At 66.6% G+C, this 20,506-nt stretch carries 25 protein-coding genes, 1 tRNA gene and 1 pseudogene; 18 read left to right on the top strand and 9 right to left on the bottom strand.

Annotation, left to right across the window (positions count from 1 at the left end; translation table 11 throughout):
• The 11 genes from GSQ76_RS16465 to GSQ76_RS16415 form a co-directional block, all read left to right on the top strand.
• Positions 1-83: hypothetical protein (locus GSQ76_RS16465; protein ID WP_158745182.1), on the top strand; the 83-nt coding region annotated here is incomplete at its 5' end.
• Positions 83-1,171 (top strand): FkbM family methyltransferase, encoded by a 1,089-nt coding sequence (locus GSQ76_RS16460; protein ID WP_158745168.1) that lies wholly within the window; start codon positions 83-85, stop codon positions 1,169-1,171. The genes GSQ76_RS16465 and GSQ76_RS16460, both read left to right, overlap by 1 nt.
• Positions 1,168-3,363 carry a glycosyltransferase gene (locus tag GSQ76_RS16455; protein WP_216851096.1) on the top strand — a complete coding sequence of 732 codons (2,196 nt, stop codon included), beginning with the start codon at positions 1,168-1,170 and terminating at the stop codon, positions 3,361-3,363. The genes GSQ76_RS16460 and GSQ76_RS16455 overlap by 4 nt, the downstream gene beginning before the upstream one ends.
• Before the next feature lie 66 nt (positions 3,364-3,429).
• Positions 3,430-3,741 carry a hypothetical protein gene (locus GSQ76_RS16450; protein WP_158745166.1) on the top strand — a complete coding sequence of 104 codons (312 nt, stop codon included), beginning with the start codon at positions 3,430-3,432 and terminating at the stop codon, positions 3,739-3,741.
• Positions 3,742-3,844: 103 nt separating this feature from the next.
• Complete coding sequence (hisG, locus tag GSQ76_RS16445) at positions 3,845-4,537, top strand: ATP phosphoribosyltransferase (RefSeq protein ID WP_158745164.1); 693 nt, start codon at positions 3,845-3,847, stop codon at positions 4,535-4,537.
• On the top strand, positions 4,534-5,832 hold the full coding sequence (gene hisD, locus GSQ76_RS16440; RefSeq protein ID WP_158745162.1) for a histidinol dehydrogenase: 1,299 nt from the start codon (positions 4,534-4,536) through the stop codon (positions 5,830-5,832). Before hisG ends, hisD begins: the two co-directional genes overlap by 4 nt.
• A 61-nt stretch (positions 5,833-5,893) precedes the next feature.
• The gene (gene infA, locus GSQ76_RS16435) at positions 5,894-6,112 is read left to right on the top strand and encodes a translation initiation factor IF-1 (RefSeq protein WP_158745160.1); all 219 of its coding nucleotides are present in this window, start codon (positions 5,894-5,896) and stop codon (positions 6,110-6,112) included.
• A gap of 13 nt (positions 6,113-6,125) precedes the next feature.
• Positions 6,126-6,698 (top strand): nucleoside triphosphate pyrophosphatase, encoded by a 573-nt coding sequence (locus tag GSQ76_RS16430; protein WP_158745179.1) that lies wholly within the window; start codon positions 6,126-6,128, stop codon positions 6,696-6,698.
• Positions 6,695-7,783: a ribonuclease E/G gene (locus tag GSQ76_RS16425; protein ID WP_158745158.1), complete on the top strand. Its 1,089-nt coding sequence runs from the start codon at positions 6,695-6,697 to the stop codon at positions 7,781-7,783. The genes GSQ76_RS16430 and GSQ76_RS16425 overlap by 4 nt, the downstream gene beginning before the upstream one ends.
• On the top strand, positions 7,770-7,934 hold the full coding sequence (locus tag GSQ76_RS16420) for a DNA gyrase inhibitor YacG (protein ID WP_158745177.1): 165 nt from the start codon (positions 7,770-7,772) through the stop codon (positions 7,932-7,934). Before GSQ76_RS16425 ends, GSQ76_RS16420 begins: the two co-directional genes overlap by 14 nt.
• Before the next feature lie 52 nt (positions 7,935-7,986).
• Positions 7,987-8,062 (top strand) — tRNA-Phe (locus GSQ76_RS16415).
• A 16-nt stretch (positions 8,063-8,078) separates the two neighbouring features.
• Here the strand turns inward: GSQ76_RS16415 and GSQ76_RS16410 are convergent.
• Positions 8,079-8,687 carry a glutathione S-transferase family protein gene (locus GSQ76_RS16410; RefSeq protein WP_158745156.1) on the bottom strand — a complete coding sequence of 203 codons (609 nt, stop codon included), beginning with the start codon at positions 8,685-8,687 and terminating at the stop codon, positions 8,079-8,081.
• A gap of 136 nt (positions 8,688-8,823) precedes the next feature.
• Between GSQ76_RS16410 and GSQ76_RS16405 the strand changes: the two are divergent.
• Positions 8,824-9,811 (top strand): annotated as a pseudogene (locus tag GSQ76_RS16405) (IS630 family transposase).
• Between the two features lie 233 nt (positions 9,812-10,044).
• Here GSQ76_RS16405 and GSQ76_RS16400 read toward each other — a convergent pair.
• Positions 10,045-10,206: a hypothetical protein gene (locus tag GSQ76_RS16400; protein ID WP_158745154.1), complete on the bottom strand. Its 162-nt coding sequence runs from the start codon at positions 10,204-10,206 to the stop codon at positions 10,045-10,047.
• Positions 10,207-10,367: 161 nt separating this feature from the next.
• Positions 10,368-10,793: an Rrf2 family transcriptional regulator gene (locus GSQ76_RS16395; RefSeq protein WP_254070449.1), complete on the bottom strand. Its 426-nt coding sequence runs from the start codon at positions 10,791-10,793 to the stop codon at positions 10,368-10,370.
• 73 nt (positions 10,794-10,866) lie between these two features.
• Here GSQ76_RS16395 and GSQ76_RS16390 point away from each other — a divergent pair, with 73 nt between their 5' ends.
• Positions 10,867-11,334 (top strand): MmcB family DNA repair protein, encoded by a 468-nt coding sequence (locus tag GSQ76_RS16390; protein ID WP_158745151.1) that lies wholly within the window; start codon positions 10,867-10,869, stop codon positions 11,332-11,334.
• On the opposite strand, the gene GSQ76_RS16385 is transcribed toward GSQ76_RS16390, so the two are convergent.
• Together GSQ76_RS16385 and rfaE1 are read right to left on the bottom strand one after the other, a co-directional pair.
• Positions 11,297-12,379, bottom strand: a complete 1,083-nt coding sequence (locus GSQ76_RS16385; protein ID WP_158745149.1) for an aromatic ring-hydroxylating dioxygenase subunit alpha — start codon at positions 12,377-12,379, stop codon at positions 11,297-11,299. The two genes, GSQ76_RS16390 and GSQ76_RS16385, sit on opposite strands and share 38 nt — an antisense overlap.
• A gap of 89 nt (positions 12,380-12,468) precedes the next feature.
• The gene (rfaE1, locus tag GSQ76_RS16380; protein ID WP_158745147.1) at positions 12,469-13,953 is read right to left on the bottom strand and encodes a D-glycero-beta-D-manno-heptose-7-phosphate kinase; all 1,485 of its coding nucleotides are present in this window, start codon (positions 13,951-13,953) and stop codon (positions 12,469-12,471) included.
• A 155-nt stretch (positions 13,954-14,108) separates the two neighbouring features.
• On the opposite strand from rfaE1, the gene GSQ76_RS16375 reads away from it, so the two are divergent.
• The 4 genes from GSQ76_RS16375 (at position 14,109) to GSQ76_RS16360 (ending at position 17,065) form a co-directional block, all read left to right on the top strand.
• Positions 14,109-14,447 carry a hypothetical protein gene (locus tag GSQ76_RS16375; RefSeq protein WP_254070448.1) on the top strand — a complete coding sequence of 113 codons (339 nt, stop codon included), beginning with the start codon at positions 14,109-14,111 and terminating at the stop codon, positions 14,445-14,447.
• A 127-nt stretch (positions 14,448-14,574) separates the two neighbouring features.
• Complete coding sequence (gene metK, locus GSQ76_RS16370; RefSeq protein ID WP_158745145.1) at positions 14,575-15,762, top strand: methionine adenosyltransferase; 1,188 nt, start codon at positions 14,575-14,577, stop codon at positions 15,760-15,762.
• 103 nt (positions 15,763-15,865) lie between these two features.
• The gene (locus tag GSQ76_RS16365; protein WP_335904907.1) at positions 15,866-16,477 is read left to right on the top strand and encodes a tRNA (guanine(46)-N(7))-methyltransferase TrmB; all 612 of its coding nucleotides are present in this window, start codon (positions 15,866-15,868) and stop codon (positions 16,475-16,477) included.
• 12 nt (positions 16,478-16,489) lie between these two features.
• Positions 16,490-17,065: an NADPH-dependent FMN reductase gene (locus GSQ76_RS16360; RefSeq protein WP_158745143.1), complete on the top strand. Its 576-nt coding sequence runs from the start codon at positions 16,490-16,492 to the stop codon at positions 17,063-17,065.
• A 39-nt stretch (positions 17,066-17,104) separates the two neighbouring features.
• Here the strand turns inward: GSQ76_RS16360 and GSQ76_RS16355 are convergent, their stop codons facing one another.
• Complete coding sequence (locus GSQ76_RS16355) at positions 17,105-18,022, bottom strand: dihydrodipicolinate synthase family protein (protein WP_158745142.1); 918 nt, start codon at positions 18,020-18,022, stop codon at positions 17,105-17,107.
• Between the two features lie 127 nt (positions 18,023-18,149).
• Between GSQ76_RS16355 and GSQ76_RS31160 the strand changes: the two genes are divergently transcribed.
• Positions 18,150-18,635 (top strand): hypothetical protein, encoded by a 486-nt coding sequence (locus tag GSQ76_RS31160; protein ID WP_216851094.1) that lies wholly within the window; start codon positions 18,150-18,152, stop codon positions 18,633-18,635.
• A 45-nt stretch (positions 18,636-18,680) separates the two neighbouring features.
• Here GSQ76_RS31160 and GSQ76_RS16345 read toward each other — a convergent pair whose 3' ends face one another.
• From GSQ76_RS16345 to GSQ76_RS31890, 3 genes are all read right to left on the bottom strand, one after another.
• Entirely contained in the window at positions 18,681-19,424 is a 744-nt protein-coding gene (locus GSQ76_RS16345; protein ID WP_158745140.1) for an SDR family oxidoreductase, read from the bottom strand.
• Entirely contained in the window at positions 19,421-20,122 is a 702-nt protein-coding gene (locus GSQ76_RS16340) for a glutathione S-transferase family protein (protein WP_158745138.1), read from the bottom strand. The genes GSQ76_RS16345 and GSQ76_RS16340 overlap by 4 nt, the downstream gene beginning before the upstream one ends.
• A 21-nt stretch (positions 20,123-20,143) precedes the next feature.
• On the bottom strand, positions 20,144-20,506 hold a 363-nt coding region (locus GSQ76_RS31890; protein WP_254070447.1), incomplete at its 5' end, for an enoyl-CoA hydratase-related protein.

Genomic DNA, 20,506 nt, shown 5'->3' with positions numbered 1-20,506 from the left:
TCGCCCTCATCGAGGTCCAGTCCGGCGCCTACCTTGGCGAGGACGACATCGTCCGCTTCGAGGACGATTACGGCCGCAGCTGATGCCCTTCGTCTCGCACGCCCAGAATTTCGAGGACCTGATGCTCTGGCGCGCGCTGAAGCACATCGACCGCGGCTTCTACATCGATGTCGGCGCGTGCGAGCCGGACGCCGACTCCGTCACCCTCGCCTTCTACGAACGCGGCTGGTCCGGCCTCAATATCGAGCCCGCGCCCGGCGCCTTCGCCCGCCTGGACGCAGCCCGCCCCCGCGACATCAACCTCAACCTGGCCGCCGGGGCCGAGGATGGCGAGCAGGACTTCCTGCTCGTCGATGGCGGCAACGGGCTGTCGACCCTGCGCGGCGACATGCGCGAAACCTTCGAGGCCGAGGGCCGGCGTATCGACCCGGTGCGCACCCGCGTCCGCCGCCTATCCGACCTCTGCCGCGACTACGTGCGCAGCGCCATCCACTTCCTGAAGATCGATGTCGAGGGTGCCGAGCGCGACGTCATCACCGGCGCCGACCTGGCGCAATGGCGCCCCTGGATCGTCGTCGTCGAGGCCACGGTCGCCAACTCCCCCATCCCGACCTACGACCAGTGGGAGTGGCTGCTGCTGCAACAACGCTACCGCATGGTCTACGCCGACGGACTGAACCGATTCTATTTGGCCGAGGAGCACGAGGACCTGGCACCCGCATTCGCCACCCCGCCCAACGTGTTCGATGGCTATGTTCGCCAGCGCGAGGTGGCCGCAACCGCCCTCGCCACGTCGCAGGCCGAGCGGGCGACAGCCTTGCTGGCAGAGACGAAAACCCTTTCCCAGCGTCTGTCCACGGCCGAACTGCGCATTGCCGAAACCGAACGGCGCCTCACCGCCGCCCAGACCGAATTGCGAACCAACAAGCAAGCCACCGCCGACGAACTGGCCGCCCTGTCTGCCGAGCGGGACCACGCGACGCAGGAAATGTGGGAGAGCAATCGCCTGGTTGGCATCCTGGCCAGCGACCGGCAGAAGCTGATGGACGAGTTGCGGACCAAGGACGAAAACCATGGCTCGTTCCAGCAATTGCAGGCCGTCTACGCCAGCACATCCTGGCGCATCACCGCCCCGATGCGGGTTCTGGTCCGGCTGGGTCGCGGCCGGTGACCCGGCGCCCCGCGGGCGAAGTCACCTTCGGCAACGAAGGCGCGGAGATCTGCGTCGTCGGGCGCTGCGACTTCGCCACCGGCATCGGCGCCATGACCTACGCCGCGTGCGAGATGCTGTCGCGCGCCTATCCCACCTGCATCCTTCCCACCGAATCGCACCGCCGGGCCGAGCAAGCGATCTACCTGCCCAATGGCCGGCGCATCCCGGTGTGCCAGGATCGCTCGGCCATCAAGCTGTTCCTGTTCTGCGACGTGCTGTGGAACGGCGCCCACGACACCAACTTCCTCCTCGTGCCGGAGGGCGCGTTGCGCATCGCCTGGATCGTGTTCGATTCGGACGAGTTGCCTGCCATGTGGGTGCAGATCCTGAACCACCGGTTCGACCTGGTTCTCACCACCAGCCCCCATTTGATGCACATCGCCGCGTCCTCCGGCGTCACCACGCCCACCGCCTGCCTGCCGATTGCGCTCGACCTGGCGGCCCAAATGGCGGCCCCGCTGCCCCGGCGCACCCCAGGCCGGGTGCGCTTCGGCTCCGTGGCCGCATTCCACCCCCGCAAGGGCGTCGACACGCTCACAGAAGGGTTCCTGCGCGCCTTCGCCGGGCGACCGGACATCGACCTGGTGCTGCACTCCAATCTGGCGTTCGGCGACACCTACGACCGGGTCATGGCGCTGATCCGGGAGATTGGCGGCACCAACGTCACCGTCACCCATGCCCAACTTTCCGGCCCCGACAAGGACCTGCTGATCCAGTCCTTCGACGTCATGGTCAATTGTTCCCGCGGCGAGGCCTACTCCATCGGCCCGCGGGAGGCACTGGCCAGCGGCTGCGCCCTGGTGCTGTCCGATGTGGGCGGCCATCGCGACCTGGCCGATCTCCCCGGCGTGTTCATGGTCCCCACCAGCATCGAGGTCCCAGCCCGCTATCCAGAGATCGACGGCACGGTGTTCGGCCGCCAACACGCCGTGTCCGCCGTCGCAGTGACGCAGGCGCTGCACGAGGCGCACGAGTTCGTCCTATCCCCGGCCTTCGCCGCAACTCTGCGCGCCCGCCGTGCCGCCGCGGCGGATTGGAGCTTCGACGGGTTGGCCACCGCCTTCGCCTCCCTGCTGGACGAAGCGCTGCCCGAATTCCGCCGGCCCGCCCAGGTGCCAAAGGCCGTGGTGATCCCCCCCGCCGCGCGGGCCGTCATCCGCAACCACCTCGGCGACCGTGCGGCGCGGCTGGGCCACATCAACCGTCTGGTGCAATTGGCGCATGATGGCGGCTTCTTCTCCGTCTTCAACGCCTTCATCAGCCACGTGGCCTGGCAACAGCGCGAACCACGCTGCCACGCCGTGCTGCCGGACTGGGATGTCGGCCGCATGATGGCCGAATACGACACCGACACCATGACCAGCTTCTGCTACGGCCAGCCGGAGGACGGGAACCTCTGGTGCCATTTGTTCCAGCCACCGTTCGGCTTCACCGACGCGGAGTTGAACGACCCGGACACGATGTATCGCCGGTCGACCCGGTCCGAGCACATCCACAACGAACGCTGCGAACCGCAGATGACCTATGTGCACGCCTACACGCTCTACAACAGCCGCGCCTTCGCATCCTGGCGGCGCCAATACCACGCGGTGTTCGCCCGCCACATTCACCTCCGGCCCGGCCTGCAGGCCGAAATCGACGCCTTCAGCACGCAGCATTTCACCGGCCGCTTCGTCATCGGCGCCCATGTCCGCCACCCCAGCCACACGGTGGAACAGCCCGGCGCCGTCATCGCGCACGAAGACGCCTACATCACCCGCATCCGCGCCGAACTGGCCAAACGCGATCTCGGCGACACCGGCTGGACCGTATTCCTGGCCACCGATCAGGACCGCGTGGTCGATCGCTTCCGCGCCGAGTTCGGCGACCGCGTCACCTACCTCACCGACGTGCGCCGCACCCGCCCGGCCGAAGACGCCGCGTTCGACAGCCTGTCCGCCGTGGAGAAGAACCAGGACGGCCACCAGCTCCAACACCTCGTCGCCGCCGACCGGTCGGCCTGGTCGATCGACATGGCGAAGGAGGTCGTGCGCGACGCCTGGCTTATGTCTCGCTGCAATATGCTGCTGCACGTGGTCAGCAACGTGTCGACCGCGGTGTCCTACATGAACCCGGACCTCGAAATGGTGTTCTGCGCGGCAAATCCCTAGCGGCGACCCGGCGCCAGCGAACTTAACGCGCGCTCGTGCATTGAGGCATCATCGAAGGAGACCGCCATGCTTCAGCTCGCCCGCCGCCTTGCTCGCCCTACCGCGTTCGTCGCCCTGCTCGGCGTGGCCGGCTGCGTCGGCGCCCCGGCGCCTGGCCCGGTGGCCTACCAACCCGGGGTGAACCCAGCCTACGCAACGCCGGGCTACAGCCAGGGCACCGGGTACGCCCAGCCCTTGCCGCCGCAGGCGCAGCAGGTCGCATACGGGTTCCGGTGCTACGCCGGCGTTTATACCTGCGAACTGCCGCAGCAACTGCCGGCGGGCGCGCCGTGTTCCTGCCCCGGCCTCGGCGCACCGTCCTACGGCAACGTCCGCTAGCTAAAGTGGCGGCGGCGGTCTGGGCAACCCTGCCCCTCCCGCCGCCGCCTAGCCACCCGGCAACGCCGGTGCTACGCAGCCGCACCCTGGCCCAGAGGCAACGATGACTGCGTTCTTCCCGGCGGCCGCGCTGGTCCCAGAGCAAACCAGCCCGCTCGTTCTCGCCCTGCCAAAAGGCCGCATTCTGAAGGAATGCAGCGCCCTCCTCTCCCGCGCTGGCGTCCACCCCGCCGCGGATTACCTGGATGAGGACTCACGCCGCCTGCGCTTTCCAACCGATGACCCGACGCTCGACGTCGTGCGCGTGCGCCCGTTCGACGTGGCGACCTTCGTCGCGTTCGGCGGCGCCCAGATCGGCATCTGCGGCTCCGACGTCCTCATGGAGTTCGACTACCCCGAACTCTACGCTCCCTTGGACCTGGACATCGGCCACTGCCGGGTCAGCGTCGCCGGCCCCGGCGACTGGATCGATACGGCCGAAACCCGCTCCTGGTCCCGCGTCCGCGTCGCCACGAAATACCCTAACATCGCCCGCCGTCACTTCGCCGCCCGCGGCATCCACGCCGACGTGGTGCATCTGAACGGCGCCATGGAATTGGCGCCCGGCCTCGGCCTCTCCCGCCTCATCGTGGACCTGGTGCAAACCGGCTCCACCCTCGCCGCCAACGGCCTGCGGGAGAGCGAGGTCATCGCCCATGTGTCCAGCCGCCTGGTGGTCAACCGCACCGCCCTGAAGACCCAGCCCGAAGCCGTCGGCGCCTGGATCGAGCGTTTCCGCGCGGCACTCGCGCCGTGAAGCGGCTGGACAGCCGAGCCGCCGGCTTCGACACCGCCTTCGAGGCCTTGCTGCAACAGGCCCGCGACACGACATCCCGCGTGGATGCGCCCGTCGCCGAGATCATCGCCGCCATTCGCGACCGGGGCGACGCCGCCCTGTGCGAGCTGACCACCCAGTTCGACCACCATCCGCTCGGCGTCGACCAGATCCGCATTGGCAGCGATGAAATCGACGATGCCACCAACGCCATCGATCCGGAGCTTCGCGCAGCCCTAGACGTCGCCGCCACCAGGATCGAGGCATTCCACAGCCTGCAAATCCCCCAGGATATCGAGACGACGGACGCAACGGGCCTACGAATGGGCATGCGCTGGAACGCGCTGGACGCCGTCGGCCTGTACGTGCCCGGCGGCAAAGCCGCCTACCCGTCCTCCGTCCTGATGAACGCCATCCCCGCCCGGGTCGCCGGGGTGAAGCGCATCGCGATGTGCGTACCGACGCCGGGCGGCGCGCTGAACCCGCTGGTGCTGGCGGCGGCGCGCCGTGCCGGCGTCTCCGAAATCTACCGCGTTGGCGGCGCGCAGGCCGTGGCCGCCATGGCCTACGGTACCGCCACCATCGCCCCGGTCGACCGCATCGTCGGCCCCGGCAACGCCTACGTCGCGGAGGCGAAGCGCCAGGTCTTCGGCCGCGTCGGCATCGACGGCATCGCCGGTCCGTCCGAGGTCGTGATCCTGGCGGACCGCACCGCCGACCCACGCCGCGTCGCCATCGACCTACTCGCCCAGGCCGAGCACGACGAAAGTGCCCAGGCCATCCTGCTGACCGACGACCCAACCCTCGCCGACGCCGTCGCCCGCGCGGTCGAGACGGAACTGCACACCCTCACCCGCCCCGAGGCCGCCCAATCCTGGCGTGAGCACGGCTGCATCATCCTGGTGCAAGACTGGACGGAGGGCGCCGCCCTGAGCGACCGGCTGGCGTCCGAGCATCTGCAAATCATGGTTGCCGACCCAGCCGCCCTGTTCGCCCGCATTCGCCATTGCGGCGCCGCCTTCCTCGGGTCAGACTCGCCAGAGGCACTCGGCGACTACGTGGCCGGTCCGAACCACGTGCTGCCCACGGGCCGCACCGCTCGTTTTGCCTCCGGCCTCTCGGTCTACGACTTCGTCAAACGCACCACCTGGATCGAAGCGAATAGCGATTCATTGGCCCAAATCGGCCCCGCTGCCGTGGCTTTGGCCGAGGCAGAAGGCCTTCAGGCACACGCCCGCAGTGTCGCCATGCGTCTGGGACAGCCACCGCACGCTTGACCCGGCGCGCCTGCAACATCATGTTCCGGCCCGTCAATAGTAGATGCGACCAGGACCATGCATGTCTAAAGAGGATATGATCGAATTCAGCGGCACCGTATTGGAGCTGCTGCCAAACGCGATGTTTCGCGTCAAGTTGGACAACGAGCACAGCATTCTCGCGCATACCTCCGGGAAAATGCGCAAGAACCGTATCCGTGTGCTCGCCGGGGATCGGGTGAACGTCGAAATGACGCCCTACGATCTCTCCAAGGGTCGGATCACCTTCCGTTTCAAGTGAGCTTGCCGGGGCTATCCGCGCCCCGCTGACCCTCGCATCCGCGAGCCCGCGCCGGCTGACCTTGCTGGCGCAGATCGGGATCGTTCCAGACCATGTCCGCCCCGCCGACATCGACGAGACGCCCCTTCGCGAGGAGGCGCCACGCTTGTACGCGCAGCGTCTGGCCCGCGAAAAGGCCGCCGCCGCGCATGTGGCAGGGGGGTTCACGCTGGCCGCCGATACGGTCGTGGCGCTCGGCCGCCGCATCCTGCCCAAGGCCGCCGACGCGCCGGAGGTTGCGGCCTGCCTTGCCCGGTTGTCCGGCCGTCGGCACCACGTGCTCACGGCGGTCGTCCTGCTAGGCCCGGATGGCCGCCGGACGGAACGCATGGTCGACAGCGTTGTCGGCTTCGCACGGCTGAGCCCCGGCCAGATCGCCGCCTACCTCGATGGCGGCGAAGGCGTCGGCAAGGCTGGCGGCTACGCCATCCAGGGCCACGCGGCGTCCTTCATCCGGTTCCTCAGCGGCAGCTATTCCGGCGTCGTCGGCCTCCCACTGTTCGAAACGGCACAATTGCTGCGCGGGCAAGGGCGACTGGTGCCGTGACCCTGTACGCTGCCAGCAGCCCCGGCGAGGTTCGGGTCGCGGCAGTGGTGGACGGCGTGCTGCTCGACTACGCGATCTGGCGCCCTGGCCGGCCGGATGGCGTGGGCGACGTGCATCGCGGCCGGATCACCGCGGTCGTTCCCGGCATGGCCGGCGCCTTCGTCGCCATCGCAGGCGCCGACGGCTTCCTCCCCGACAGCGCCGGCGCCGCCGGGCATGGCGTAGGCGATATCCTGTCCGTCCGCGTCGTTCGAGCCGCCCAGGGCGGCAAGGGTCCCCGCCTGGCCGCGGCCACTACACCACCCGGCAGTGGCCCCCCTATCCTCCTCCAGCCCGGCCCCAACGCCGTCGAACGGCTGGCGGCGCTACATCCGGGTGCGGTCGTCGTAAACGACCCCGGCCTCGCCGCCCTGCTGCGCCCCACGCTGGCCGACCGGGTCAGCATCGGGCCGGGTTGGGGTGACACGATCGACGACGCCATCGCCGCCCTGACCGACCCAGCCGTGGCCCTTCCCGGCGGCCTGCGCGCCACCATCGAACCGACGGCCGCCCTGGTCGCCATCGACATGGACATGGCCGCTGCCACCGCCGGTCGCGAGTTGAAGCCTTCCAAGCAGGAGGCCGCCAACCGCGCCGCCCTGCCCGCCCTGGTGCGCCAGATCCGCCTGCGCAACCTGTCCGGCGCCATCCTGCTGGACCTCGCCGGCCTGTCCCTCCGCAAACGCGCCAGCCTGGCCGAACCGATCCGCACCGCCCTCTCAACCGACCCGCTCAATCCCCGCCTGCTCGGCTTCACCAATGGCGGCCTGGCGGAGATCCAGCGCCCCCGCATCCACCCGCCGCTGCACGAACTCCTCGCCGGTCCACACGCCACCGGCCTGGCCGCCCTGCGCCAGGTGCTGGCGATGGCAGACATCACCAATCCACCCTGGCTGCGCGCCGCGCCGGACGTGGCATCCGCCCTGGAGTCGGACCCGATTGCGCTAACCACCCTTGCGAATCGGCTGGGTCGCCCCCTTCTGGTTCGCTCGGACCCGGCGTTGCGTTCCTGCCGCTGGGCGATCGAGGAGACTGTTCGTGCCTGAAGCCTGCCCGATCTGCGGCGCCAAGCCGGACCCAAAACTACGTCCTTTCTGCTCCGCTCGCTGCGCCGACGTGGATTTGGGCCGCTGGTTCACCGGCCAATACCGCGTGCCCGCGAAGCCTGAGGAAGACGAAGGCAACGAGGCCGATTGATGACGGCTTGATTGCGCCCGCAACCCCAGCTAAACCCCCCTCCGCCAGCGTTGCCCAGGTAGCTCAGTTGGTAGAGCATGCGACTGAAAATCGCAGTGTCACTAGTTCGATTCTAGTCCTGGGCACCATTTCCCCTCGCTACGGCTAATAGATCTCCACCGGTTCGCTTGCCGTCATCGACGGGCGTATCGCCATGGTGGCGTGCCACGCGGTGAGCGCGGGTCGACCCTGGCGCCAGGCATCGTCGGCGAAGCGGAAATCCAGATGCGCGAGCGCCACGGCAACCGCGATGCTGCCCGCCGAAAACGGCTCCAGATCGGCGACCTGCGCTTCCAGCGCGTCCAAGGTCCGACGGGTTTTAGCAAGGAATGCGTCCGCATGCGGCTGGGACGCCAGTTCGCCGCGATTCCGCTCGCCCATCCGCTGCAGGTTCAGCGCCATGAGGCCGTCACCCAGCGCCTGCAGCCGCAATACCGGCCAGCGCCGGGAGGGTTCGGCCGGGACCAGCGCGCCCGAGCCAAACTGCGAGTCGAGATATTCGACGATCACCGGCGAGTCGAACAGCGCCGAGCCATCATCCAGGATCAGGGTGGGGATCTGGCTCAGCGGATTGACCTGCATCACCTCGGCATTCGTAGTGTTGGCAGCGACCAACACTCGATCCAGGGTGACGCGCTCAGCCAAGCCCAGTTCATGGATGACGACCAGGGCTTTGCGCGCAAATGGCGAACGGGACGACCAGAGCAGCCGCATCAAATGCTCCCTACCTACCGCCTCACGCATACAGGCTGGCCGCGCCGCTGCCTACCAACGGCTCCGATGTGTTCCCCTAGTGCTCTGAGCCATTCGGCTGATTCACAGTTTTCTTGGTTCGTGCGAACCTGGGTTTATGGCCCAGACAGTGTGCGTAATCGTGAGTTCCTTGGACAGAAAGCGGCTGGAGGAGATCGCGGCCGATCGCAACCAGCAGCGCAAACATATTGAGCGGGTTCGCGTGATCCTTGCTTCGGTGCATGGTGGCCCGGTGCAGCACATTGCCCAAGAAGTCGGCGTCAGCCGACCAATGGTCTGGCGCTGGCAGCAGCGTTTCGCCGAGGCAGGCGTTGATGGGCTTCTGCGGGACAAAACGCGCAAGCCCGGGAAAGCGGCCACGGCGGCAGAGACAGTGGCGCGCGTGGTGGCGTTGACCTGCGGCAAGCCGCCCGGCGAGACGACGCATTGGACCGGACGGGCGATGGCCAAGCAGAGCGGGCTTTCGCTCAGCACAGTCCAGCGCATCTGGCGAGCTCATCAGCTTCAGCCCCACCGGGTCCGCAGCTTCAAGAGGTCGAACGACCCCGGTTTTGCCGAAAAACTCGTCGACGTGGTCGGCCTCTGCGTCGATCCACCTGCGCATGCTGTGGTGCTATCGATCGACGAAAAAAGCCAAATTCAGGCCCTCGACCGCAGCCAGCCAGGGCTTCCGCTCAAGCCGGGCCGCCGCGGCACTATGACACACGACTACAAGCGGCACGGCACGACCACGCTGTTCGCCGCACTCAACGTGCTGGACGGGACCGTGATCGGACGCTGCATGCAGCGTCATCGACACGAGGATTTCATCCGCTTCCTCAATACGCCATCCACGATGGACCTTCCACTTTACCCCTACATCCGGCTCTTGGTTGAACGCGGTGGAGAACTTCTTCTCCGTGCTGACCCGCAAGCGCATCCGCCGCGGCACATTTCGCTCGCTCGTCGATCTTCAAGCGGCAATCAATCGCTATCTGGTCGAGCATAACACCGATCCCAAGCCATTCGTCTGGACCGCGTCAGCCGCATCCATCCTGGCCAAACTCGACCGGCTACCCGCATCATCCGTTGAATCGGAACACTAGGCGTGACGAAGCACCAGGCCAATAAGGGCGACCAAGGCCACCATGGTGGCCCACATCAGCAGCGTTCGAAAGGTGTCCATGTGCGCGAACCTCGGGTCACCGGTTTATCGCCGGCGGATCCGCACTTAGCTAGGCGAGACGTCACTCGTCTGGCCGAACCGCATCGGGAACACTCGGGCTATGGCCCTGCCCTACACCATAAGCGAGATCTCGTGCAGGTCGGCAGCTACGTCTTAGAAGTTAAATAAAACAGCCAACGCGACACCGGTGATGATCAGCCCGACGATGGTGTCCGCCCAGTTCGGCTGGCTCGCCCTGGCGCGGCGATGGCGCCGAATGACGTCGTCATTCGACTCTTCCCAAGGAGTTTGCTTGCGGGAGGTGGCGTCGCTCATCTGTTACCCCAGCGATCTATTTGGCGACTCTTTATCCATCCCGTTATCGTGTCATCTGCCAACCGACTGAAAAACGACGATTTTCTAGCTTAATATGTGCGTTCTCGGTTTTTAACAAATCGTTTGCAGCCGCTTCACGGGACGTCAACGCGGCCGCATGTCTACGCCGCCGGCTCCGCAACCCCCTGAAGCAGATCCTCCAGAGTCGTCCGCGCCAAGGCATGCTCCAGCGCCCGCTCGGCGGTCCCAAACGCCTCTCCCAGCACGGCATGTACGCGGCAGCCAACCGGGCAGCGCGGATCAGGATTGGCGTGCAAAGGCAACAATGGCCGCGCGCTTCCGGAATTGACTGCGAGCCACACATCTTCCAGCGTGATCGCACCTGCAGCGCGGGTGAGTTCGGCACCGCCAGGCCCCCGGCGAACCCGCACCAGCCCCGCCCGCGCCAATTGCCCGGTGATACGGCGGATGACGACTGGGTTGGTGTTGATGCTGCTCGCAAGCCGCTGGCTTGTGGATGCCTCACCGCTGTCGGTGGCAACCATCAAGAGGATGTGGGCGGCAACGGCGAACCGCGTGGGAACCATCAATCCACAATGCAGCAGAAACCCCGCAGTTCCAAAGGTTCCCTTTTCGTTCGGGTCGGACTACAGTCCCCCAATGGACATATCGCTGCCCGAGCGCCAACTTGCCATCCGCCGCGCCGCGGCCGGGCTGTGCCAGATGTTCGCCTGGGCCCCCCTGCACGAGGTGCCGTTGCCGAACGGCCGCCGGGCCGATCTGCTGGCACTGCGGCCGGACGGCGGGTTCGTTTGTATCGAGGTGAAATCCGGCATCCGGGACTTCCTGACCGACGATAAATGGCCGGATTATCGGGAGTTCTGTGACGCCCTCTATTTCGCCGTCGACGACAGCTTCCCAACCGACATGATCCCGGACAGCGCGGGGTTGATCGTCGCCGCCGGACGGGAGGCAGCAATGGTGCGCCAGGCCCCAGCGCACGCGCTGCCCCCGGCACGCCGCCGGGCGCTCACCCATCGGTTCGCATCCCTCGCTGCCACCCGGCTGGCAGCGCTGGAACACCCCAGCGTCACAGCGTCGTTGCGAGCGGCCTTACGGTCGGAGTAATCGGCAGCCCATTCGCCGCCAACAACGCGCGCAGATCGCGGATCGGCGGGAACACTTCCTGGTTCCAGTCCGAACCCTGGGCGTCATGCGCCCGCTGCTCCATCTCCACGATCTCGCGGTCCTCGCGGAAGATGCGCTCGGTGAACCACACCAGCACCGGCCACGCCGCATCCAGCAGCCCCGGGATTTTCGGCCGCCGCACGGACAGCAGGCCGAACGTACGGTTGATCCGCTGCTCCGCATCCACAGGCGTGTAACAGATCCAAAGATCCATCACTGGCTCGTCGCCGGAGGTCCAGATCTTCAGCGTCTGATAGGGATATTCCGTCCGGATCGTCATCAGATCCTTATGGGTGTTGGAAACGCCGCGACGGCTGCCCAGGATCGCCGCCTCGCCCAAAGGCTGCTTCCCGCCGGTGCGGGCGAAGGTGTAGTCGACCTCCATCCAATCCTCACCGACCCGGCGGCCCAAGTAGCGGGGGGCGATCTGCCCCATCTGGCGTCGATGCAGGAACTGATGGTTCATGTCCATCAGGTTCTCGTGCATGAAGGTGTAGTGGCAGCGCACTTCCTTGCCGAAGCGCCGTGTCTTGAACGCGCTGTCGCTGGCCGACCCCAGGCGCGGCAGCAGCGTGACGGCAGCAGGATCGCCGGGCCAGATCAGCACCAGCCCGTCCTGCTCCTGGCACGGGTATGACCGCACGCCATTCGGCAGCTTGCCCTTGCCCAGATACGGCACGTCGATGCACTGGCCAGACGCATCATAGGTCCAACCGTGATAGCCGCACCGGACCGCGCAGCCGGACACCACGCCCTTGGACAGGGGAACTTGGCGATGGGCGCAGCGATCCTCCAACGCAAACACCGGGCCATCCTTCGGCCGGACCAACACGATTGGATTGCCGGCGAATTGAGTGGCGTACGTCTTGCCGACCGCCAAGTCCTTCGACCAAGCAAGCGGATACCAATGGTCGGGATGGGAGCCGACGCGCCGCAAATCGCAGGTCTGCTGGTCGCGTAGGATAAAGTCAGGCACGTCGGGCATAGGCGCTCCCCCGGGACACTCCGGCGTTAGAGTGTGCGCTGCGGTAACGTCAAGAGCGACCGTTTCGTTTCAAATCAAACGCGTAACGACTAGACGCTGCGCAGTCGCTGCACCGTGGCCGACGTAGAATAGCCCGGCATCAGGTCGGCCAACATAACTTTTCCGCCATAACCCTGAACGAACTCGGCGCCTACCACGGTACCGATCGTGTAATCGGCGCCCTTCACCAGCACATCCGGCCGCAGCGCCTGAAGCGTGGCTTCCGGCGTATCCTCGTCATAGATGCACACCAGATCCACCGCCGCCACGCTGCCGATCACCGCGGCCCGCGCCGCCTCCGACTGCACGGGGCGGCCCTCGCCCTTCAGCCGCCGGTTGCTGGCGTCGGAGTTCAGGCCGACGACCAGGCGGTCGCAGACGCTGCGGGCCTGTTCCAGCAAATGAATATGGCCGGGGTGCAGCAGGTCGAAGCAGCCATTGGTGAAGCCAATTCGCCACCCGCGCTGGCGCCAGCGTTCCACCTGCTCCGCCGCCTGGTCCCGGGTCACCACCTTGCGCAGCGCGCTTCCCTGCGGTGACAGGGCGGCCAGCATCTCGGTCTCACCGGCCACCGCAGTGCCGATCTTGCCCACCACGATCCCGGCCGCGATGTTCGACAGGCGGGCCGCCATCGGCAGGTCCAACCCGGCGGCCAAACCAGCCGCCAAGGTTGCCACCACGGTATCGCCGGCGCCCGACACGTCGAACACCTCGGCGGCTTCGGCCGGGAAGTGGATCGGCTCGCCCTCCCCCACCAGCGTCATGCCATCCTCCGCCCGGGTCACCAGCACGGCGCCGAAGCCATGGGCGGCGCGCAAGGTTTGGGCGGCGTGGACCAACTGCGCCTGTGTCTCCACCGGCAGCCCCGTCGCCTCCGCCAGGGCGCGGCGATTGGGGGTTATGACGTCCGCCCCGGCGTAGCGCCCGTAATCGCTGCCCTTCGGATCCACCACCACGCGGCGATTGCCGGCCCGCGCCGCGGCGATAATGCGTGCCGCGATATCGCCAGACAGCACGCCTTTATTATAGTCGGACAGCACCGTCACCGTGGTCGCGGTCATCGCGTCCTGGGTGATGCGCAGCAACCGCTCCGCCAGCTTGGGGTGGATCGCCTCGGCAATCTCGTGGTCCGCGCGCAGCAATTGCTGCCCATGCGACAGATAGCGCGTCTTGGTCGTGGTCGTCCGGCCGCTTTGCACCAGTAGCCAAGGCTCCACATTGGGCTGGCCACCGATCAAGCCCGTCAGGTCGGAGCCCGCCTGGTCATCCCCCACCACCGACACGAACGCCACGGCCGCACCCAGGGCGGTGAGGTTGCGCACCACATTGCCAGCGCCGCCCGGCATCGCGACATCGCGCTGGACGGTAAGGATGGGAATCGGCGCCTCGGGCGAGATGCGCTTGACCACGCCGTAGACGTAGCGGTCGAGCATGGCATCACCCACGACCAACACACTGGTGCGTGCCAGCCGTCGAATCGCGTCCGTCAGGTCGGCCGTTCCGGCGGAGCCTGCCGCAAGCGCTGTAGGAACCATCGGCCAATCGCTACATAACCGGGTTGGGATTGGCAAGCATATAGCGGAAGCACAGCGCGACCGGGCGCGGCCGTGCTATGGAATGATGCAGCTTTGCCATATTTCGACAAAGAAGCTGGCTTATCCTCACACTGACAAATGATGGAGACAAACCGATGCGTTCGCGCAACTTGCGCCTGATTGCTGGTTCGACCCTGCTGATGCTGGGCGTGGCTGGCTGCACGGACCCGTACGATCCTGGCCAGCGCGCCGTTGGCGGTGGCCTGCTGGGTGCGGGCGCCGGTGCAGCGCTGGGCGCCATCGCAGGCGGTGGCCGCGGTGCCGCGATCGGGGCATTGGCTGGCGGCACGCTGGGCGCCGTCGGTGGCGCCGCAACCACGCCGCAGGCCCCCGGCTACTACGCACCGCCGCCGCCAGTGCAATATGCGCCGCAGCCAGGCTACTACGCACCGCCGCCACCAGCATATTATGCTCCGCGGGGCTATGGTTATTAGGCTACGCTAGCAAGCTTTTTCCGATCGGCTTGACCCCCCGGATGCTTTCCGCCACACACGTCGCGCTCCGCATCCGGCGGGCGCCGGCGCTGCCGTGTTCTAATCGCGACAAGCGGAGACTAAGTCCATGCGCGACAAAGGCGAGTATCTGTTCACCTCGGAATCAGTGTCCGAGGGGCATCCCGACAAGGTCGCGGACCGGCTGAGCGACACGGTATTGGATGCGTTCCTCGCAGCCGACCCCTACTCGCGCGTTGCTTGCGAAACCCTGGTGACGACCAACCGCATCGTGCTGGCTGGTGAAGTTCGCGGGCCGGATACCGTCACGCCCGAATATCTCAGCCATCTCGTGCGCCTCGCCGTGCACGACATCGGCTACGACCAGGCCGGCTTCTCCTGGAAGAACGCCAGTATCGAGTGCCACCTGCACGCGCAGAGCGCCGATATTGCAGTGGGCGTCGACAGCCTTGGCAACAAGGACGAAGGCGCCGGCGACCAGGGCATCATGTTCGGATACGCCTGCACCGAGACCGAAGCGCTGATGCCTGCGCCGATCTACTACTCCCACCTGATCCTGCGCCGCATGTCCGAGCTTCGCCGCAACAAGGACGTCTCCGTCGCCGGCCTGCAGCCCGACGCCAAGAGCCAGGTGACCCTGAAATACATCGACGGCAAGCCGGTCGGCGCCACCAGCGTCGTCGTCTCCACCCAGCACGATGCCGGGCTGGAACAGGCCGCCATCAAGGCGATGCTGAAGCCGCTGATCGAGAGCACCCTGCCGGAAGGCTGGATGCCCGCCGACAACGAGATCTACGTCAACCCGACCGGGACCTTCGTCATCGGCGGCCCCGATGGTGACTGCGGCCTCACCGGGCGCAAGATCATCGTCGACACCTACGGCGGTGCGGCCCCGCATGGCGGCGGTGCCTTCAGCGGCAAGGATCCGACCAAGGTCGACCGTTCCGCCGCCTATGTCTGCCGCTACCTGGCCAAGAACGTCGTAGCCGCCGGCCTGGCCGAGAAGTGCACGATCCAGATCAGCTACGCCATCGGCGTCTCCCACCCGCTATCGGTCTATGTCGACCTCGGCGGCACCGGCAAGGACGTCGACGAGGGCAAGCTGGAGAAGACCCTGCGCGAGTTGGTCAACCTGACGCCGCGCGGCATTCGCGAGCACCTGCACCTGAACCGCCCGATCTACGTCCCGACCAGCGCATACGGCCATTTCGGCCGCACGCCCGATGCCGATCTGGGCACCTTCACCTGGGAGAAGACCGACCTGGTGACGGACCTGAAGAGCGCATTCGGACGCTGATATCGCTGCCGTAAAGCCTGCTGCCGAGCGGCTATACGGTCGTACCCGCGGCAACACGCTTCGCCCCCGGCAGCAATTGCTGCTGGAGGCGACGCTGCCGCGGATGCGCCTCGCCGCGGAGCACGCGGGCAATCCCCTCACCGCCTTCCCCACCACCCCGGCCGAGCTTTGGGTCGAGGTGGGTTTCGGCGGTGGGGAGCACGCCCGCGCCCAGGCTGCTGCCAACCCATCTGCCGGCCTCGTCGCCTGTGAAGTCTACGAGAACGGCATCTGTTCCCTGCTCTCCGCCCTGGTGCCGGAGGGTGGCGAAGCCACCGCGCCCGTCCCGGAAAACCTGCTGGTATGGGACGACGACGCTCGCCTGCTACTTCGTCAAATCCCGCCCGGCACGCTCAGCCGCCTGTTCCTGATGTTCCCCGACCCCTGGCCGAAGGCCCGCCACGTCAAGCGCCGCTTCGTCCATCCGGACAACGTTGCCCTGGTGGCGCGCGCCATGCGACCCGGCGGTGAATGGCGCATCGGCACCGACGACCCAACCTACCAGGCCTGGACCGCCGAGGTTCTCGCCGGCCAAACCCTGTTCACCGCCCCCGCCCCCGCGACGGAACGCCCGGAAGGCTGGCCTCCCACGCGCTACGAACAGAAGGCCCGCAAGGCCGGCCGTTCCCCGCTATGGTGGGCCGCAACGCGAACGGATCAGCCGGTCGCCGAATAAGGAGGCGCAGCCATGTCGCTCTCGATCGCCATCCTCTACGGCTCGGTCCGCAGCGAACGCGTCGGCATCCGCGCCGCGCGCTACCTGCAGCATCAAATCGCGGCACGCGGGCATACCGTGACCCTCGTCGACCCGGAGATCTATCAACTCCCCCTGCTCGACAAGATGTATAAGGAATTCAAAGGCGACGCACCCGACGTGATGGAGAAGTTGGCCACGATCTACCGCGCCGCAGATGCCTTCGTTATCGTGGGGGGCGAATACAATAATGGCATTCCGCCAGCGCTGAAGAACCTGCTGGACCATTTCCTGGAGGAGTATTTCTGGCGCCCCTCTGCGATCGCCTGCTATTCCGCCGGCCAGTTCGGCGGCGTGCGCGGCGCGATGCAACTTCGCATGACGCTGGGCGAACTCGGCATGCCCTCCATCCCCAGCATCCTTCCATTCCCCCGGGTCGCCTCGCTGGTCGCGGAGGACGGCACGGTCACCGACGAACGCTTCGCCAAGAGCACCACCCGCTTCCTCGACGAGCTGGAATGGTATGCCAAGGCCTTGAAGGCGCAACGCGCAACCGGCGTGCCCTACTAAACCCGGCGGGCCGCCCTCGCAGAGGACGGCCCGTGCGAATCAGGCTGCTTTGGCCAGCGTCACGCCACAGGCATCGAACGTGGCGAACAGCTTGGCCTCTGCTTCCGCCGACAGCTTCATGTGCGGCGGACGCATGTTCAGCCAGGCAGCGTCGCCGGTATGCCGGGCAACCAGCGACTTCAGCCCGGGGATCAGCGCCGCCGACGTCACCGCCTTGCGAATCGCGGCCAGCGTCGTCTGCGCCTGCTTGCCAACCTCATTGGCCCAGTTCGCATACACCTTGCCATTCCACGCGCTGCCGACGTTGGAGGCCGCGGTGATGCACCCGGCGCCCCCGGCATTCATCAGGTCATACAGCGCGCCATCATCGCCGCAATACACCTCGAACCCATCCTTGGCGAAGTGGTCGACGTAGCTCTTGGTGTTGGCGAAGTCGCCGCTACTGTCCTTGATCCCCTTCACCGTGCCCGGATACTCCTTCAACAGGCGCCCGATGAAATCCACCGTAAACGGCACCGCCGACTGCGCCGGAAAATGATACAGATAGATCTTCGTCCCTGTCCCGAGCCGCTGGATCACCTCGGAGAAATACGCGAACAGCCCATCCTCGCTCGGGTTCTTGTAGAAGAACGGCGGCAGCGCCAGCACGCCTGGGCAGCCGAGTTCGGCCGCCTTCTTCGCCAGCAGCACCGTATCGGTCAGCGCCGGGGTGCCGACGCCGGGCAGCAGGCGTGCGGGCGGCAGGCCGCGGGCGACCAGGCCCTCCATCACGTCGATCCGCTCGGACACGCCCAGACTGTTCGCCTCGCCGGTGGTGCCCAATATCCCGAGGCCGTTGCAGCCATTGGCCAGCAGCCACTTGCTATGGGCGGCCATGCGGTCCAGGTCGACCGACAGATCCGGCCGCATGGCCGTCAGCACCGCCGCGTTCACCCCGCCGTAGATTGCGTCTTTCATGATGGTCCTGCCTCTCTGCGTTCCACTGTTGGTGGCAATAAACTCCTGCTGGCCCGGCAGGGGAAGCGGACAAACTGCAGGGCTTCTCGTAACCCCTCGTTAACCGTCTCCACGGCACACTGGGCGCATGACAGATTCGAAATCTGCCCCGGCTGCAACCTCAACCAAAGCATCGCATGGCACCGGCCACGCGACGCATCACGCCGCCGCGCATCGACATCAGGCGGCGCACCCGAGCAACGCATTCCACAAGCATGTCGCCCATGCGGCGCATCGCGCGTCCCACTCCAACCCTACCGCCGCCGCCTCACCCGAAGTGACGGAGGCGTTGAAAACCGCCATGGACAAGGAGGGCGTTCCCACCACCTGGGAGCCCGGCCTGCACTTCATCATGGAGCGCGAATCGACCGGCAAGGTGAATGCCACGAACGGCGTCGACACCGCGCGCGGCCTGTTCCAGTTGACCAAGGCCAGCTACCATCTGAACCCCCACGGCGCCGCCTCCTTCGGCAACGCGGTGGAGGAGGCCCAGGGTGGCATCCGCTACATCGCCCAGCGGTACCAGACGGCCGACAACGCAGTCGGCTTCTGGAAGAAGCACGGCTGGTATTAGCGACCGCCCTCCAGACTATCGCCTGCCGGACTATCGCCTGCCGGACTAGCGCCCACCAGATACGGTGACGATCGTGCCCGTCACGTAGGACGCCGCTGGCGACACCAGCCACGACACCGCCTCCGCCACCTCCGGCGCCGTCCCCACGCGCTTGGCCGGGATCCCCGGCGCAATCCGCGCCTGCCGCTCCGGCGAGTTCATCTCCGTATCGATCAAGCCCGGCGCCACCGCATTCACCCGGATACCCTCCGCCGCAACCTCCCGCGCCAGCCCCATGGTGAACGTATCGATCGCGCCCTTGGTGGTGGCGTAATGCACCAGTTCGCCCGGCCCGCCCAGGCGAGACGCGACCGAGGCCATGTTCACGATCGCCCCGCCCTTGCCGCCGTTATTGGTCGACATCGCACGCACCGCCTCCCGCGCACACAGCACGGTGCCAGCGACGTTCACCGCCAGCGTGCGCGCCAATGCCTCCGCCGTCAGATCCTGCACCCGGGAACTGCCGCCGAGGATGCCGGCATTGTTCACCAGCCCATACACAGGGCCCAAGGCGGCCTGCGCCTCCTTGAACAACCGCAGAATATCCGCCTCATCGGCCACATCGCCACCGACTGCCACGGCCTTGCCGCCATTGGCCACGATCTCGGCCACCACGATATCGGCCAGGTCCTGGTTGGTGGTGTAGTTCACCGCCACCGGATACCCATCCGTCGCCAGCTTGCGGCAGATCGCGGCGCCGATGCCGCGGCTACCGCCGGTGACGATGATCAGGCCCTTCGCGTCACTCACGCCGCGGTCTCCTTGATGTGGCGGAACATGAAGGCCTTGGCCTCGGCATCGAACTCCGCCTTGAAGCTATGCCGGTCGCGGATCGCCTCGGCGCGGGTGGCTGCCGGGCGCGCATTGATCGCGTCCATCAGCCGCTTCACGTGCGGAAACTCGGACCAGACGGTCATGTCCTTGTTCGTCTCACCCAGAATGAACGGCAGCATCCGGGCCCAGCCCCACACCGCCATGTCGACGATGCTGTAGGCGCTCCCCAGCATCCATTCCCGGTCGGCCAAACGCGCGTCCAGCACGCCGTAGTGGCGCTTCACCTCGTACAGGTAACGCGTCACGCCGTATTCCTTCGGTTCCGGCGCGTAATGGCGGAAATGCACCGCCTGGCCGGAATATGGCCCGATCCCGGTGGCGGCGAACATCAGCCAGGACAGCAACTCGCCGCGCGCCTTATCCCCGGCCGGCGGCACGAACTTGCCCGTCTTCTCCCCCAAATACAGCAGGATCGCTCCGCTATCGAACACGGCCGCCTCGCCGTCGACGATCGCGGGGACCTTGTTGTTCGGGTTCACCGCGGCGAAGGCCGGGGCAAATTGCTCGCCCTTGCGGGTGTCGACCGGGATCGCCTCGTACTCCAACCCGGCCTCTTCTAGGAACAGGGCAACCTTCAGCGGGTTCGGCGCGAGGCTGTAGTAGAACTTGATCACGGCATGTCCTCCATACTCGGGTTAGGCGCCGGTAAATCTCGGTGCCCGTTTTTCCATCCAGGCGGCGCGGCCCTCCACCAGATCGGACGATTCGCGGCTGCGCTTCTGGTTGGCGGCGATCAGGTCCAGATCCGGCTCGCCGCGCGCGATGTCGTTCAGCGCCCGCTTCATGCCCTGCACCGCGATCGGCGCGTTCGCGGCAACAATTGCTGCCAGTTCGTGCGCCCGGGTCATCAACTCGCCCGGCGCCACCAACTCCGTCAGGTAGCCTATGCGCAGCAAATCGGCGCTGCTCATCTTCGCCGCCGTCAGGAACAACGTCTTGGCCGCGTTCAGCCCCAGCCGCGACACATACCGACGCATCCCGCCCGCGTAATAATGCAG

It is taken from the genome of Acidisphaera sp. L21, from assembly GCF_009765685.1.
Classification (GTDB): domain Bacteria; phylum Pseudomonadota; class Alphaproteobacteria; order Acetobacterales; family Acetobacteraceae; genus LMUY01.
Note: the sequence above shows the minus strand (reverse complement) of the source record. Positions and strands in the feature narration are given on the sequence as shown.

Coding starts and splice junctions, on each gene's coding strand:
- GSQ76_RS16460 (WP_158745168.1), top strand. CDS start 83: ATGCCCTTCGTCTCGCACGCCCAGAATTTCGAGGACCTGATGCTCTGG.
- GSQ76_RS16450 (WP_158745166.1), top strand. CDS start 3,430: ATGCTTCAGCTCGCCCGCCGCCTTGCTCGCCCTACCGCGTTCGTCGCC.
- hisG (WP_158745164.1), top strand. CDS start 3,845: ATGACTGCGTTCTTCCCGGCGGCCGCGCTGGTCCCAGAGCAAACCAGC.
- infA (WP_158745160.1), top strand. CDS start 5,894: ATGTCTAAAGAGGATATGATCGAATTCAGCGGCACCGTATTGGAGCTG.
- GSQ76_RS16410 (WP_158745156.1), bottom strand. CDS start 8,687: ATGCGGCTGCTCTGGTCGTCCCGTTCGCCATTTGCGCGCAAAGCCCTG.
- GSQ76_RS16400 (WP_158745154.1), bottom strand. CDS start 10,206: ATGAGCGACGCCACCTCCCGCAAGCAAACTCCTTGGGAAGAGTCGAAT.
- GSQ76_RS16395 (WP_254070449.1), bottom strand. CDS start 10,793: ATGGTTCCCACGCGGTTCGCCGTTGCCGCCCACATCCTCTTGATGGTT.
- GSQ76_RS16390 (WP_158745151.1), top strand. CDS start 10,867: ATGGACATATCGCTGCCCGAGCGCCAACTTGCCATCCGCCGCGCCGCG.
- GSQ76_RS16385 (WP_158745149.1), bottom strand. CDS start 12,379: ATGCCCGACGTGCCTGACTTTATCCTACGCGACCAGCAGACCTGCGAT.
- rfaE1 (WP_158745147.1), bottom strand. CDS start 13,953: ATGGTTCCTACAGCGCTTGCGGCAGGCTCCGCCGGAACGGCCGACCTG.
- GSQ76_RS16375 (WP_254070448.1), top strand. CDS start 14,109: ATGCGTTCGCGCAACTTGCGCCTGATTGCTGGTTCGACCCTGCTGATG.
- metK (WP_158745145.1), top strand. CDS start 14,575: ATGCGCGACAAAGGCGAGTATCTGTTCACCTCGGAATCAGTGTCCGAG.
- GSQ76_RS16365 (WP_335904907.1), top strand. CDS start 15,866: ATGCGCCTCGCCGCGGAGCACGCGGGCAATCCCCTCACCGCCTTCCCC.
- GSQ76_RS16360 (WP_158745143.1), top strand. CDS start 16,490: ATGTCGCTCTCGATCGCCATCCTCTACGGCTCGGTCCGCAGCGAACGC.
- GSQ76_RS16355 (WP_158745142.1), bottom strand. CDS start 18,022: ATGAAAGACGCAATCTACGGCGGGGTGAACGCGGCGGTGCTGACGGCC.
- GSQ76_RS31160 (WP_216851094.1), top strand. CDS start 18,150: ATGACAGATTCGAAATCTGCCCCGGCTGCAACCTCAACCAAAGCATCG.